This window comes from Rhodophyticola sp. SM2404 (assembly GCF_053570515.1).
This window is the reverse complement of record NZ_JBSEDL010000002.1, coordinates 133,471-148,412: the sequence shown is the minus strand read 5'-3', so window position 1 is coordinate 148,412 and position 14,942 is coordinate 133,471. Positions and strand designations below refer to the sequence as shown.

The following is a 14,942-nucleotide window of genomic DNA, read 5'->3' as shown; positions in this document are numbered from 1 at the left end:
CTCTCCCTTTTGGCTTGGCTCAACCGTTAGCAGCCATGCAAGGCAGGGTCTATCCGCCCCGCGAAAGAGGTCATCAGGCTGGCGGTGTCATCGCCTGCTGGCCATAAAGATGCTCGGCCGATTGGCGCACGATCTCGGCAATCTGGTTGAGTTGGTCGGCCAACGGGCTTTTCTTGCGCCAGATCATTCCGATGGTGCGGGAAGGCTGCGGGCTGGCAAAGCGGGCAATTGAGACCGAGGCCGAGCGGGTTTCCACAGGCACCGCCATTTCAGGCACCAGCGTCACGCCGATGCCTGAGCCTACCATTTGCACCAGTGTTGACAGCGAACTGCCTTCCAGCAATTCGCGCGGCAAGTTTGATTGCATATTGCAAAAGGACAGGGCTTGGTCACGAAAGCAGTGGCCTTCTTCTAGAAGAAGCAAACGCATCTCATGCAACGCATCTCGGTCGGGAACGGGTTTGTCTTTATCGACGCTTGGGCGGACCAGCACGAAGCTCTCAGAGAACAGCGACACCTCGTTGAAAGACGGCTCGGAGACGGGCAGGGCGACAATGGCCGTATCCAGCCGCCCGCCTGCCAATTCCTCGATCAGCTTCGGGGTGACCGTTTCGCGGATATGAAGGTCCAGCTCGGCATTGTCCTCATTCAGCTTCCCGATCAGGGTAGGCAAAAGATAGGGCGCGATGGTGGGGATAACGCCAATCCGTAAGCGCCCCACCAAACGGGTTTGCGCGGCGCGGGCCAGATCACCCAATTCATCCACCGAGCGCAGAATCTCGCGCACGCGCAGCGCGAATTGCTCACCGAAACTGGTCAACCGCACCTCACGCGCACTGCGCTCGAACAGCACGCTTCCAAGATTTTGTTCCAATTCCTTGATCTGAACGGATAGCGCAGGTTGCGAGATCGAGCACATATCTGCCGCCCGCCCGAAATGGCCGGAATGGGCCAAAGCCTCGAAATACCGCATCTGTCGCAGGGTGATGTTATTCATAATGTGAAGTTATCGCGACAATCACAAAATGCAACTTAAACCAATCGATCTAATTTGTTAGAACGGTTCCAAGAAAAGGGGGGCTGACATGAGTCGCAGGGTTTGCGCCCGATCCCCCTTTCGCAAAATCACCGGCCTTTCACCCTATGGTGGCGGGCCATGCAAGGAGAGGACCCTGAAATCGCCGATGCATGCTGAGTGAGCTCAGTCCGGTATTCGTGAGATCAAAGCCCTTCCTGAAACCGAAAAACGCGCAGATAATCTGGAGAGAGAGACATGGACGGAAACAACGTCGCACAATGCCCTGTTATGCATGGCAGCAGCACTGAAATGGCAACATCCCCTTTGGCTTGGTGGCCAAATGCCCTCAACCTCGACATTCTGCACCAGCATGATGGCAAAACCGACCCGATGGGCAAAGGCTTTGATTATCGTGAGAAGCTGAAAGAGTTGGATGTCGAGGCGCTCAAGGCCGATATGCACAGCCTTCTGAAGGACAGCCGAGATTGGTGGCCTGCGGATTGGGGCCATTACGGTGGCCTGATGATCCGCTTGGCATGGCACTCGGCAGGCTCCTACCGCTTGTCGGATGGCCGCGGTGGTGGTGGCACGGGCAATATCCGCTTTGCGCCCCTGAACTCATGGCCTGACAATGCCAGCCTCGACAAGGCGCGCCGCCTTCTGTGGCCGCTCAAGAAGAAATACGGCAACAAAGTTTCCTGGGCCGATCTGATGATCCTTGCAGGTACGATTGCCTATGAATCGATGGGTTTGAAAACCTTCGGCTTCTCCTTTGGTCGCGAAGATATCTGGGGCCCTGAAAAGGACGTCTATTGGGGTGCCGAGAAGGAATGGCTCGCGCCGTCCGACACGCGCTATGAAAATGTCGAGAAGCCCTCGACCATGGAAAACCCGCTGGCTGCTGTTCAGATGGGCCTGATTTATGTGAACCCCGAGGGTGTGAACGGCGTCATCGACCCGCTCAAAACAGCCGAGCAGGTGCGTGAGACCTTCGCGCGCATGGCGATGAATGACGAAGAAACTGCTGCCTTGACCGCAGGTGGTCACACAGTTGGCAAGGCGCATGGCAATGGCGATGCAAGCCTTCTGGGTGCCGAGCCTGAGGGTGCCGAGCTGGAAGAGCAGGGCTTTGGCTGGACCAACCCCAAGGGTAAAGGCGTGGGCCGTGAGGCCGTGACCAGCGGCATTGAGGGCGCGTGGACAACCAATCCGACCGAATGGGATATGGGCTATTTCAAGCTGCTCTTCGGGTATGAGTGGGAGGTCAAGCACAGCCCCGCAGGTGCGCAGCAATGGCAGCCGATCGACATCAAGGAAGAAGACATGCCCGTCGATGTAGAGGATCCTTCGATCCGCTGCATGCCGATCATGACCGATGCCGATATGGCGATGAAAATGGACCCGATCTATAACGAGATTTGCCAGAAATTCATGGCCGATCCCGATTATTTCGCGGATACCTTTGCGCGCGCTTGGTTCAAGCTGACCCACCGCGATATGGGCCCCAAAGCCCGCTATTTCGGACCTGACGTTCCTGCCGAGGACCTGATCTGGCAAGATCCAATCCCTGCGGGGTCGACCTCCTATGATGTCGATGCGGTCAAAGCGAAAATCGCGGCTTCTGGGCTGTCGGTTTCGGATATGGTTGCCACTGCATGGGATAGCGCACGGACATATCGTGGCTCAGATATGCGCGGCGGTGCCAATGGTGCGCGCATCCGTCTTGCACCGCAAAAGGATTGGGAAGGCAATGAGCCCGACCGTCTGGCCGCCGTGCTCAAGGTGCTTGAACCCATCGCAGCCGAAAGCGGCGCATCCATCGCGGATGTGATCGTGCTGGCGGGCAATCTCGGTGTCGAGCAAGCGGCCAAAGCGGCTGGCTTCGATATTGATGTGCCCTTCACCGCAGGCCGTGGCGATGCCACCGATGAGATGACCGATGCGGCATCCTTTGACGTGCTCGAGCCTCTGGCAGACGGGTTCCGCAACTTCCTCAAGAAAGACTATGTCGTCAGCCCTGAGGAAATGATGCTGGACCGCGCACAGCTTCTGGGGCTGACCGCTGCACAGATGACTGTTCTGCTGGGGGGTATGCGTGTGATCGGCACCAATTATGGTGGCACAAAGCATGGTGTCTTCACCGACCGTGAGGGCGCGTTGACGACAGATTTCTTCGTGAACCTGACCGATATGTCCAATGCTTGGATGCCAACTGGCAAAAATAGCTACGATATCCGTGACCGTAAGACGGGTGATACCAAATGGACAGCAACACGCGCTGATCTGGTGTTCGGCTCGAACTCGATCCTGCGCGGCTATGCCGAGGTGTATGCGCAAGACGATAATGCCGAGAAATTCGTCACTGATTTTGTGGCGGTTTGGGCAAAGGTCATGAATGCGGACCGGTTTGACCTCAAGTAAGTGGTGAAATTGAGTACGAGTGGTCAGACAGGTGGGCGCGGGCGAGAAATCGGCCGCGCTTCTTCTTTGCGGGGGAACACTGTTGTCTATGGGCCGCGCTTTTTGCAGGCCTGACCCTGTTAGCCGCTTTTTTCCTGCCGAAACGCACATCACGTGATATTTCTGCCATTATTGAAGGCTAGGCCATTCTCTACAGACAAAAACGAGCAAGCAGCGCGGCTTCTATCTGCCCGCGACAGATAAGACCGAGAAAGACCGTTCCATGTTTAAATTGTTTAGTATTCCACGCCTTGTGTTCTTGGGTTTGGTGGCAATTGCCCTGTCGGGAAAGGGCGAGGCCCAAGAGGCAATGACGCAAGATATTTCAGAGCCCACGACCCAAACGCTTGGGGTGGGACGCTTGTTCAACAATGATTTGATTGGTGACGGGCGTGACCGCTGGCGGACGGGGTCCTATTCCATCAGTCTGCTGCGCGGCGAGGCTTGGAGTGGAACACTAGGTTCTTTCGGCAATGGTGTTGTCGAATACCGCTTTCGCGGTGAGGTAATTTCGCCTGCCAATATCACCAACCCTGCCGCTGGCGACCGTCTCTATGTTGGCGCGTTGTCCGCAGGTGGGCATTACCACTTCAATTCGTCTGGCTATGATATCTCGGCAGGTGTCGATCTGGTTGCCTTGGGCGATCAAACTGGCCTGCGCGATGTGCATGCTGATATCCATGACGCGTTGAACCAACCCGTGGTGAACAGCCAGAATTTTCAGGTCGAAGACGAGATATTGCTGCACGGCACGCTCGAGATCGCGCGCGAAGCCGATCTTGGTGGCAATAGATACGTGCGCCCCTTCATCGAATTACAAGCAGGCGTCGAGACCTTGGCGCGCGTTGGCTATGACGTCACTTTGGGCAATTTCGGTCAAGATGGTCTGCGTCTGCGCGACCCGATCACGGGGCAACGCTTTGCAGGTATCTCCGCCTCTGAGGATCAGGGTTTTTCCGTCCTGTTCGGCGGTGATCTGGCCTATGTCGAAAGCTCTGCCTATTTGCCCGAGAACCGTGGTTATCAGGTTGAAGATACCCGTTACCGTCTACGCGCGGGCATGAATTACGCACTTGGCGGATATTCTGCGTTTTACGGTGTCACCTATCTCTCCGAGGAGTTTGTGGGCCAGTCCGAAGGGCAGGTTGTGGGCTCTCTCGCATTGCGGTGGAATTTCTAAAACACCTCCGATTCGCAAAAGGGATTCACAAGGCGAATCACCCGTGCTACGCTGCCGTTAACGCTGAGCAAATCAGCGAAAAATAATGACGGTAGACGAGGCGAGCAAATGGGCACGGGGGCACGGGGCTCGTTCATGATTTCATGGGCGCAGACCTCTATCGACGGGGAACTGGCTAAATATAATCAAGAACTGGCTGAAGGGATGACCTGGAGCTGGCATGGCCGCGCTCTTCCTTTGGAAGGCGATGGCGCCGCTCTGCTCCTGACAGCCAGCCAGGACTACGACGATCTTCGTGAACGGGCGGCGCGGGCTGTGCGCAAAATGCTGCATATGCCCGCGCTGACGCCCGAACAGGTGGCAGCAGAAGATGCAGACCCGTTGTTCAAGGGTGCGTTTGTGCTGTCCGATGGTATCGGGTTCTACAATGTGGTGCCGATCGAGATTGCCGATGGTGCGGCACCGATCCTGCTGTTCCCTGATGAAATTCCGCCCGCCAATAAAACCATGACCATCATCCATGCCTCTAAACGCGTGACACCGTCGCGTGATGCCGAGGCGGCTTCCGTGATTTGCTTTACGCCGGGGACGCGCATTCGCACCACCGAGGGTGAAATGGCGATTGAGGATCTCGGGCCTGGTGACCGTGTTCTAACGCGCGATGACGGGGATCAGGAAGTTCTGTGGTCTGGGCATCGCCGTATGTCGGGCGCGCGTCTCTTCGCTATGCCCGAGCAACGCCCCATCCGCATGCGTCGTGGCGCATTGGGTGTCGATCGTCCCGATAGTGATCTTATCGTATCTCCCGACCACCGTGTGATGGTGCGTGGCCCACAAGCGCGTGAGCTTTGGGGCGAGCCGGAAGTGCTGGTGCGCGCCGCCGATCTGGTGGGCGACCGCTTTGTCACCGTCGATCATTCCTTGCGCGAAACATGGTATGTGCATCTGATGCTGGAGCGCCATGAAGTGATCTGGGCAAACGGGCTGGAGGTTGAGACCTTCCACCCGGGCTATATGGGGCTGGACCATCTTGAAGATATCCAGCGTAGTGCGCTTGTAGAACTGCGCCCCGAACTTGCCTCGGACCCGCAGAAATACGGTGCCCCTGCGCGCCGTATGGTTTCGCGGGGGGAAGCGGCCATCCTCATGGCCCATATGGCCTGATATTCCCAATAAATGCTGGTAGAGGCATTGACTCGCGCGGCTGACATTGTAAAAGCCGCCAAGCCCGAGGTTTTGCCTCGGGTGTTTCATTTGGTGTTGGTGGCTCCCGCAAGGGAAAGCCTGTCGGCCGCAAGGCAAAGGACAACGCCCTTCATAGCTCCCGATTGGGGGCACCCGTTAGAAGGAGAACAGCCGTGACCAAACGCACGTCTGCCAAGTATAAAATTGACCGCCGGATGGGTGAAAACATCTGGGGTCGTCCAAAATCCCCCGTCAACCGTCGTGAATATGGGCCAGGCCAGCACGGTCAGCGCCGCAAGGGCAAACTGTCCGATTTCGGCATCCAGCTGCGCGCCAAGCAAAAGCTCAAGGGCTATTATGGCGACATGACGGAAAAGCAATTCAAGCGCATCTTCGCAGAAGCCGCCCGTGTTAAAGGCGATACAGGTGAAAATCTGATCGGTCTGCTCGAGCGCCGTCTGGACGCTGTTGTTTACCGCGCGAAGTTTGTTGCAACTGTTTTCGCCGCACGCCAGTTCGTGAACCATGGCCATGTGCAGGTGAACGGCAAGCGCGTTAACATCCCTTCCTACCGTGTGAAGGAAGGCGATGTGATCTCCGTTCGTGACAAATCCAAGCAACTGGCCTTCGTTCTGGAAGCCGTTCAATTGGCCGAGCGTGACGTTCCTGACTATATCGACGCGGACCATTCCAAGATGACAGCGACTTTCGTGCGCACGCCGTCCTTGGCTGATGTGCCTTACGCCGTGATGATGGAACCAAACCTGGTCGTCGAATATTACGCCAAGAACTAATCTTTTTGGTATGTTACTGTTTGAGGGCTGCGCCGATCTGGCGTGGCCCTTTTTCGTGTTAGGCCCTGAGGCAGGAGCACAGTATGACGCAGAATTACCCCCTCTATGGGCATATTGATGGCCCGATCATTATCATTGGTTTCGGCTCGATCGGTAAGGGGACATTGCCCCTGATCCAGCGGCATTTCGAATATGACGCTTCGAAACTGGTGGTGATCGAGCCCGACGCGGCCGCGCATAGATTCCTGAGCCAGCACCAGATCACCCATCTGCAAATGGCGATCACCCGCGACAATTACCGCGAGGTTCTGGGCGGACTGATCGAACCGGGCAAAGGGTTTGTGGTGAACCTTTCTGTCGATACATCCTCCTTGGAATTGATGCGCTTTTGCCGTGAACAGGGGGTTCTTTATATCGATACCGTGGCCGAGCCATGGGAAGGTTTCTATTTCGAGACCAAGAGCAATGCCGAGCGGACCAATTACGCGCTGCGCCAAGCCATTCGTGATGAAAAGGCTGCCAATCCGGGTGGCACAACTGCGGTGTCGTGTTGCGGCGCAAATCCCGGCATGGTCAGCTGGTTCGTCAAGGAGGCGCTTTTGACCTTGGCCCGCGATACGGGGCTGAAAATGAAGATGCCTGTGGAGCGCGAGGGATGGGCCAACCTGATGCGCGACCTTGGCGTCAAGGGCATCCATATCGCCGAGCGTGACACCCAAGCCCGCCGTCTGCCGCGCCCCCGAGATGTTTTTGTGAATACATGGTCGGTCGAGGGGTTCATCTCGGAAGGTTTCCAACCTGCCGAGCTTGGTTGGGGCACGCATGAACCTTGGTTCCCCGAAAACGCTCATCGCCATGAAACAGGCTGCAAGGCAGGGATCTGGCTGGATAGGCCCGGTGCGATCACGCGTGTGCATACATGGTGCCCGACACCGGGGCCGCAATTTGGGTTCCTTGTGACCCATAACGAAGCGATCTCGATCGCCGATTATTACACCTTGGGCGAGGGCGATGCGCCCGAGTATCGTCCAACCTGTCATTATGCATATCACCCTTGCGATGATGCGGTGCTCAGCCTGCATGAGATGTTCGGCTCGGGCAAAACGCAAAGCGCGCATCATATCCTGACCGAAGACGAAATCGTTGAGGGGATCGATGAATTGGGCGTGCTTCTTTACGGGCATTCCAAGAACGCGGTCTGGTTCGGCTCGCGCCTGTCGAATGAGCAAACGCGTGAGCTGGCCCCCTACCAGAATGCAACGGGGCTGCAGGTGACTTCAGCCGTGCTTGCAGGCATGGTTTGGGCTCTCGAGAACCCGCAATCGGGCATCGTTGAGGCGGATGAAATGAACCATGCCCGTTGTCTGGAGGTCCAGCGCCCTTATCTAGGACCTGTCGAGGCCCATTATACAGATTGGACGCCTTTGACGGATCGGTGGGAATTATTCCCTGAGGATATTGACGAAAACGAGCCTTGGGCCTTTCGCAACGTGTTGGCAAGCTGAGGCGCAAAGCTTTGGGGCCGGCTTTGGTTTCTGGCCGAGAGGTCTGCAAGTAAGGAGAGATCATTGGCTGATCGCAAAGGCCCTGTCCTGATCGAATTGGACGAGGCCCCGTCACAAGGGCCCGAAAGCGCCCCTCCTGTGCCTGATGCGGCTTTGCCGGCAGGGCAGGCGATGCAGGTTGTCGCAAGCCTTGGCGCCAAAAGACCGTCGCGGATCGGACGATTATTCTGGGCAGCACTGCTCTCATTGGTGGGGTTTGTGGTCTCCCTCGCGGCATTGAATTTTGTCACGGGCCTTTTGGCCGCCAACCCCGTTCTGGGGTGGATAGCGACAGGCCTTTTGGGGCTGGTTCTATTTGCGGCCCTCGTGATTGCCTTGCGCGAATTGGCGGCATTCTCGCGTCTGGCGCGGCTTGACGCGATCCACCAAGCCGCTGAAAGCGCGCGCGCCTCTGGCGATCTGCGACAGGCCCGCGCCGTGGTGGAGAAACTCTCGACCCTGTATCGAGGACGCGCGGAATTGCGCTTGGGGCGGGATGAATTGGCCCGCCGTCAGGGCGATGTTTTCGAGGTTGATGATCTGTTTTTCTTGACCGAGGCACATCTATTGACTTCGCTGGATCAGGCCGCAACCCGCGAGGTCGAGGCCGCTGCACGCCAAGTGGCGACCATCACAGCGCTTGTTCCGATTGCATTGGCGGATGTGATCGCGGCCCTCACCTCGAACCTGCGGATGATCCGGCGGATTGCCGAGATTTATGGCGGACGCTCGGGCACATTGGGGGCATGGCGGCTGACGCGGGCCGTGCTGACCCATCTTGTGGCAACAGGGGCTGTGGCCGTTGGGGATGATCTGATCGGCTCGCTTGCGGGTGGGTCTGTTTTGGCCAAGATTTCACGCCGCTTCGGGGAGGGTTTGGTCAATGGGGCCCTGACCGCGCGGGTCGGAGTAGCCGCGATGGAGGTTTGCAGGCCCTTACCCTTTGGGGCTGAGCGTCGCCCCAGCGTAACGGCCCTCGTGCGCCGTGCCCTGACGGGATTGTTTGACCGCAAAGGGTAGCCAGGGGGCGGGGGCGCTGCCCCCTCTTGGCCCACGGGCCAATTCACCCCCGAAGTATTTTTCAAGCAAAGATGATCGGGTCTTGGTGTTTTGAGGGCTGCTATGCCAAGACATGGGGCATGAGTAGCCCCGCCGCAGATAGACCCCTTTTGGGCATTTTGTTGATGCTGGGATTTTGCGCGGTCATCCCCTTTGCAGATGCTCTGGCCAAGCTTTTGGGAGATAGGGTCCCGCTTTTGCAGATGATTTTGGTGCGTTTCGGGTTTCAGGCCTTTTTGCTGGGGCCGATTGCACTTGCTATGGGGGCGGGTTTGTTTCCATCAGCGCGCGTGGCGTGGCTGACGGCCTTGCGAACCGTTTTGCATATCGCGGGGCTTGGCATGATGTTCACCGCCTTGCGCTTTTTACCCTTGGCCGATGCTGTTGCGATTGCCTTCGTGATGCCCTTCATCATGCTTTTGCTTGGGAAATACGTCTTGGGTGAGGAGGTGGGGCCGCGCCGCTTGGCGGCTTGCGCCTTGGGGTTTGTGGGCACGCTTTTGGTGGTGCAGCCGAGTTTTGCGCAAGTGGGCTGGCCAGCGCTCTTGCCACTTGGGGTGGCGGTGAGCTTTGCGTTTTTTATGTTGGTAACCCGCCATATCGCCAAGGAGATTGACCCGATTGCGCTGCAAGGCGCGTCGGGTTTGATCGCTTTGCCGCTGCTGCTACCGCTTTTGGCTCTGCCGCAGGGCGAGGCGGCTTTGTCCGTTTTCGCATGGCTTGGCTTGGATGCCATCAATTGGGCCTTGTTGGCCGCGATGGGGGTGGCGGGTGTCATCGGGCATTTGCTGATGACATGGTCCTTGCGCTTCGCGCCCGCGGCCACACTTGCGCCAATGCAGTATCTGGAAATTCCTTTGGCCACGGTGGTGGGGTTTTTCTTCTTTGCAGAATGGCCCAATGGCTTGGCGGCCTTTGGCATCTGCCTGACTATCGCGGCGGGGCTCTATATTGTCGCGCGTGAACGCGCCCTGCTGCACAAGGCAATTGCTGCGCCCTGACATCTTTACCCCAAGCCTGTGGGGCGATATACGACCTCCATGTTGATTTCAGCCCTGCGCATCATCATTCGAATTACAGGCCCGGCGCTCTGAGACGAAGAGACGCCGGGATAAGGTGTTGATCATACGCACCGCCCTGATATTCCCCTGACCAAATTGACAAACAGGATGGCTCCGATGTGCGCCGAGACCCCCGACTATAAAGACACCCTCAATCTGCCCCGCACCGAATTTCCAATGCGGGCTGGCCTGCCCAAGCGCGAACCTGAATGGCTGGCGCGTTGGGAGAAAATCGGCATTTATGACCGCCTGCGCGAAAACGCAGAAGGCCGCCCGCCTTTCGTGCTGCATGACGGGCCTCCCTATGCGAATGGCAATCTCCATATCGGCCACGCGCTGAACAAGACGCTCAAGGACATGGTTGTGCGCAGCCAGCAGATGATGGGCCATGAGGCGCGCTATATCCCTGGTTGGGATTGCCACGGCCTTCCCATCGAGTGGAAGATCGAAGAGCAATATCGCGCCAAGGGCAAGAATAAGGACGAGATCGATGTGGTCGATTTCCGTCAGGAATGCCGCCGCTTTGCCGAAGGCTGGATCGACATCCAGCGCGAGGAATTCAAGCGCCTCGGGATCACGGGCAATTGGGAGCAACCCTATCTGACGATGGATTTCCACGCCGAACGGGTGATCGCCGAGGAATTCATGAAATTCCTGATGACGGGCACGCTCTATCAGGGCTCCAAACCCGTGATGTGGTCCCCTGTCGAGAAAACCGCTTTGGCCGAGGCGGAGGTCGAATATCACGACCGCCAGACCGACGCGATCTGGGTGCCGTTTAATGTGGAAGATGTATCCGTTCCTCAGTCGGGAATCTTTTTTGAGGAGCAGAAAGAAGAAGCCTTAAGGCTCCGAACAGAGCAAGTCGCCAAAGCAAAGGAGCTTCTAGACTCCAAGGTTGTCATCTGGACGACAACGCCTTGGACCATCCCGCAAAACCGTGCGATCTGTTTTGGCCCCGAGATCAGCTATGGTCTCTATGAGGTCACAGGCCGCCCCGAGGAATGCTGGGTGCAGATCGGGGATCGCTATCTTTTGGCCGATGCTTTGGCCGAGGATGCGCTTGGTGCCATGCGGCTTGAGCCCTCAATGCATCGCCGCCTGCGCGATGTCACGCCCGAGGAACTGGCAGGGCTCACCTGTGCGCATCCGCTCAACGGTGCCGAGGGCGCGAATGGCGAATGGGATTATGCCGTGCCTCTTTTCGCGGGTGATCATGTGACGGCTGATGCGGGTACGGGCTTTGTCCATACCGCCCCCAGCCATGGTGATGACGACTTCCAGATCGGTGTGAAACACGGGCTGGAGATGACCTATAACATCCTCGACAACAGCGCCTATCGTGAGGATTTGCCATTCTTCGCGGGCGAGCAGATCATCCGTGACAATGGCAAGCCGGGCAATGCGAATAAAGTCGTGATCGAAAAGCTGGTCGGTGAAAAAGGCCTGCTTGCGCGGCGTCGCATCACCATCTCGGATGCGCATAGCTGGCGCTCCAAGGCCCCTGTGATCCGTTTGAACCGCCCGCAATGGTTCGCCTCCATCGACCGCGCGGTCGGTGACGGGCAGGACACGCATGGCACAACGATCCGCGAACGCGCGCTGACCTCCATCGATACTTTGGTGGAATGGACACCGCAAACAGGCCGCAACCGTCTTCATTCCATGATCGAGGCGCGGCCCGATTGGGTGCTGAGCCGCCAACGCGCTTGGGGTGTGCCGCTGACCTGTTTCGTCAAGAAAGATGCGCAGCGCTCGGACGAGGATTACCTCTTGCGTGACCCCGCCGTGAATGCCCGCATTCTCGAAGCCTTTGAGGCTGAGGGCGCCGATGCGTGGTACAAGGCGGGTGCCAAGGCGCGCTTCCTTGGCAATGAGTATGACCCCGAGGCCTATGAGCAGGTCTTTGACATTCTTGATGTGTGGTTCGATTCAGGCTCAACCCATGCTTTCGTACTTCGCGACCGCGAAGACGGCTCGGAAGACGGGATCGCTGATCTCTATCTTGAGGGCACAGACCAGCATCGCGGCTGGTTCCATTCCTCGATGTTGCAGGCCTGCGGCACGATTGGCCGCGCGCCCTATCGAGGTGTGCTGACACATGGGTTCACGCTGGATGAGAAGGGCATGAAGATGTCCAAATCGCTCGGCAATACAATCGCCCCGCAACAGGTGATCGACCAATATGGCGCGGATATTCTGCGGCTCTGGGTGGCGCAATCCGACTATACTTCGGATCTGCGGATCGGGCAGGAAATCCTCAAAGGGGTGGCCGACAGCTATCGCCGCCTGCGCAACACGATGCGCTTCATGTTGGGCAGCCTTGCCGATTTCACGGAAGCGGACCGGATGGACCCCGCCGATATGCCCGAGCTGGAACGTTGGGTGCTGCACCGCCTGTTCGAATTGGACGAGACGGTCCGCAAAGGCTATGCCAAATACGATTTCCAAGGTGTGTTTCAGGCGCTGTTCAATTTCGCCACCGCCGATCTGTCGGCCTTCTATTTCGACATTCGCAAGGATGCGCTCTATTGCGATGGCGATACTGAGCGCCGCCGCGCTGCGCGGACAGTGCTGGATATCCTGTTCCACCGTCTGACCACTTGGTTGGCCCCGATCCTTGTCTTCACGATGGAAGAGGTCTGGCTGGAACGCTTTGAGGGCGACAACAGCTCTGTCCATCTGGTCGATTTCCCGCAAACCCCCGATGCATGGCGTGATGCAGCCTTGGCCGAGAAATGGAGCAAGATCCGCAGCGCCCGCCGCGTGGTGACGGCCGCCCTCGAGGTTCAGCGCCGTGACAAGGTCATCGGGGCCTCGCTTGAGGCGGCACCCGTGGTGCATGTGGCGGACAAAGCCGTTCTTGACGCGCTCACCTCCGTTGAGTTCGAGGATATCGCCATCACATCGGCCATCACTCTGACCGATACGCCTGCCAATGATACGGGCTTCACTCTGCCCGAGATTGCATATGTTGCGGTGGTCTTCGACATGGCCGAGGGGCAAAAATGCCAACGCTGCTGGAAAATCCTGCCTGATGTCGGTCAGCACAGCCATGCAGGCGTCTGCGGGCGTTGCGACAGCGCGCTTGGCTAAAAGCATTACGGTCTGGCGGTCCCGCTATCGCCAGACCTTTCTTTGTTTTCAAAATACCTCGGGGTGAGGCGGCTTTGCCGCCGAGGGGCAGCGCCCCTTACCCCATTGCCTCTCTCACACCTCTGCAAAAATGAACACAGACCTGTGCCTTGGGTTTGCCTGCTATTGCGTCTAGCCTGCAGGAAATCCGAAACGCAAAGGGATACCCCAATGACCACGGCCAGCTACGCGCCCCCCAAAGTCTGGGTTTGGGACCAAGAGAGCGGCGGCAAATTCGCCTCGATCAACCGCCCCATCGCAGGCCCGACCCATGACAAGGAGCTGCCGCGCGGCAAGCATCCTTTCCAGCTTCATTCCTTGGCTACGCCAAACGGGGTGAAAGTCACCGTGCTGTTCGAAGAGCTTCTCGCTGCAGGCCATAGCGGTGCGGAATATGATGCATGGCTCATCAATATCGGGGAAGGGCATCAATTCAGTTCGGGTTTTGTGGATGTGAACCCGAATTCGAAAATTCCCGCAGTGATGGATTATTCGGGCGACACGCCAATTCGCCTTTTCGAGTCGGGCGCGATCCTTTTGCATTTGGCCGAAAAATTCGACGCCTTCCTCACCCATGAGGCCCGCGCCGAGATGTTGGGCTGGCTGTTCTGGCAAATGGGCTCTGCGCCTTATCTGGGCGGCGGATTTGGTCATTTCTACGCCTATGCGCCTGAGAAATTCCAATACCCGATTGACCGTTTCACCATGGAGGCCAAGCGCCAGTTGGATGTTCTGGACCGCCATCTGGCCGAGAGAGACTGGATGGCAGGCGATACCTATACAATCGCCGATATCGCGATCTGGTCATGGTATGGGCAATTGGTTTTGGGCAGGCTCTATAATGCCGCCGAATTCCTTGATGTGGCCTCTTATAAGAATGTCATGAAATGGGCCGAAACAATCGATGCCCGCCCTGCCGTGCTGCGTGGGCGGATGGTGAACCGTGCCTTTGGTGAGCCTCAATTGCAGCTTCATGAACGTCATGATGCCTCGGATTTCGACACCAAGACCCAAGATAAAATCGGAGAGAAAGCGCCCGAGTGACGCAACAGGCCACCCTTGCCAGCCCCTTGGGGGATCTGACGCTGACCGAAGAAGATGGTGCGGTGACCCAGCTTTCATGGGGCGGGCAAGCTGGCCCGCCCTGCACAGCCCTGCTCGAGCGCGCGGCGCTGCAATTGGCGGCCTATTTCGAGGGCCGTCTTACCCAGTTTGATCTACCGCTCAGGCCGGTTGGCTCGGCCTTCCAGCAGAGTTTTCTAACCGCGCTCTGCGCGATCCCTTTTGGCGGGACCGTGACCTATGGCGATCTGTCCAAGACGCTTGGCCGCCCCGCACAAGCCATTGGTCAGGCTTGCGGTGCAAACCCCATTCCGATCATCATCCCATGCCACCGCGTGCTTGGGGGCTCCACCCTCGGCGGGTTCTCCGCGCCTGGCGGGGTCGAGATCAAAGTCTGGCTTTTGAAACATGAAGGGGCGGCGGGCTTGTTGATCTGACACAGAA

The 14,942-nt window shown here is 57.8% G+C and carries 11 protein-coding genes; 10 read left to right on the top strand and 1 reads right to left on the bottom strand.

The window, feature by feature from the left end:
- Positions 1-73: 73 nt before the first annotated feature.
- Positions 74-997: a hydrogen peroxide-inducible genes activator gene (locus ACTYEO_RS03690; protein WP_449322365.1), complete on the bottom strand. Its 924-nt coding sequence runs from the start codon at positions 995-997 to the stop codon at positions 74-76.
- Positions 998-1,273: 276 nt separating this feature from the next.
- Here ACTYEO_RS03690 and katG point away from each other — a divergent pair, with 276 nt between their 5' ends.
- The 10 genes from katG to ACTYEO_RS03640 all read left to right on the top strand — a co-directional run bounded on the left by katG (position 1,274) and on the right by ACTYEO_RS03640 (position 14,935).
- A complete protein-coding gene (gene katG, locus ACTYEO_RS03685; protein WP_449322364.1) occupies positions 1,274-3,439 on the top strand; it encodes a catalase/peroxidase HPI in 2,166 nt (721 codons plus the stop codon).
- Positions 3,440-3,701: 262 nt separating this feature from the next.
- Entirely contained in the window at positions 3,702-4,658 is a 957-nt protein-coding gene (locus ACTYEO_RS03680; RefSeq protein ID WP_449322363.1) for a lipid A-modifier LpxR family protein, read from the top strand.
- A 135-nt stretch (positions 4,659-4,793) separates the two neighbouring features.
- Positions 4,794-5,822: a Hint domain-containing protein gene (locus ACTYEO_RS03675; protein WP_449322362.1), complete on the top strand. Its 1,029-nt coding sequence runs from the start codon at positions 4,794-4,796 to the stop codon at positions 5,820-5,822.
- 194 nt (positions 5,823-6,016) lie between these two features.
- Positions 6,017-6,637, top strand: coding sequence for a 30S ribosomal protein S4 (gene rpsD, locus ACTYEO_RS03670; protein ID WP_449322361.1), 621 nt, complete (start codon positions 6,017-6,019; stop codon positions 6,635-6,637).
- Positions 6,638-6,720: 83 nt separating this feature from the next.
- On the top strand, positions 6,721-8,142 hold the full coding sequence (locus ACTYEO_RS03665; RefSeq protein WP_449322360.1) for a homospermidine synthase: 1,422 nt from the start codon (positions 6,721-6,723) through the stop codon (positions 8,140-8,142).
- Positions 8,143-8,205: 63 nt separating this feature from the next.
- Positions 8,206-9,201 (top strand): YcjF family protein, encoded by a 996-nt coding sequence (locus ACTYEO_RS03660; RefSeq protein ID WP_449322359.1) that lies wholly within the window; start codon positions 8,206-8,208, stop codon positions 9,199-9,201.
- 119 nt (positions 9,202-9,320) lie between these two features.
- Positions 9,321-10,241: a DMT family transporter gene (locus ACTYEO_RS03655; protein WP_449322358.1), complete on the top strand. Its 921-nt coding sequence runs from the start codon at positions 9,321-9,323 to the stop codon at positions 10,239-10,241.
- Positions 10,242-10,418: 177 nt separating this feature from the next.
- Positions 10,419-13,397 carry an isoleucine--tRNA ligase gene (ileS, locus tag ACTYEO_RS03650; protein WP_449322357.1) on the top strand — a complete coding sequence of 993 codons (2,979 nt, stop codon included), beginning with the start codon at positions 10,419-10,421 and terminating at the stop codon, positions 13,395-13,397.
- Positions 13,398-13,607: 210 nt separating this feature from the next.
- Entirely contained in the window at positions 13,608-14,480 is an 873-nt protein-coding gene (gene yghU, locus ACTYEO_RS03645; RefSeq protein ID WP_449322356.1) for a glutathione-dependent disulfide-bond oxidoreductase, read from the top strand.
- Positions 14,477-14,935, top strand: coding sequence for a methylated-DNA--[protein]-cysteine S-methyltransferase (locus ACTYEO_RS03640; RefSeq protein ID WP_449322355.1), 459 nt, complete (start codon positions 14,477-14,479; stop codon positions 14,933-14,935). Before yghU ends, ACTYEO_RS03640 begins: the two co-directional genes overlap by 4 nt.
- Positions 14,936-14,942: the final 7 nt, after the last annotated feature.

Excerpts from the sequence above, each read along its gene's own strand:
- ACTYEO_RS03690 (WP_449322365.1), bottom strand. The coding sequence starts at position 997 with ATGAATAACATCACCCTGCGACAGATGCGGTATTTCGAGGCTTTGGCC.
- katG (WP_449322364.1), top strand. The coding sequence starts at position 1,274 with ATGGACGGAAACAACGTCGCACAATGCCCTGTTATGCATGGCAGCAGC.
- ACTYEO_RS03680 (WP_449322363.1), top strand. The coding sequence starts at position 3,702 with ATGTTTAAATTGTTTAGTATTCCACGCCTTGTGTTCTTGGGTTTGGTG.
- ACTYEO_RS03675 (WP_449322362.1), top strand. The coding sequence starts at position 4,794 with ATGATTTCATGGGCGCAGACCTCTATCGACGGGGAACTGGCTAAATAT.
- ACTYEO_RS03665 (WP_449322360.1), top strand. The coding sequence starts at position 6,721 with ATGACGCAGAATTACCCCCTCTATGGGCATATTGATGGCCCGATCATT.
- ACTYEO_RS03655 (WP_449322358.1), top strand. The coding sequence starts at position 9,321 with ATGAGTAGCCCCGCCGCAGATAGACCCCTTTTGGGCATTTTGTTGATG.
- ileS (WP_449322357.1), top strand. The coding sequence starts at position 10,419 with ATGTGCGCCGAGACCCCCGACTATAAAGACACCCTCAATCTGCCCCGC.
- yghU (WP_449322356.1), top strand. The coding sequence starts at position 13,608 with ATGACCACGGCCAGCTACGCGCCCCCCAAAGTCTGGGTTTGGGACCAA.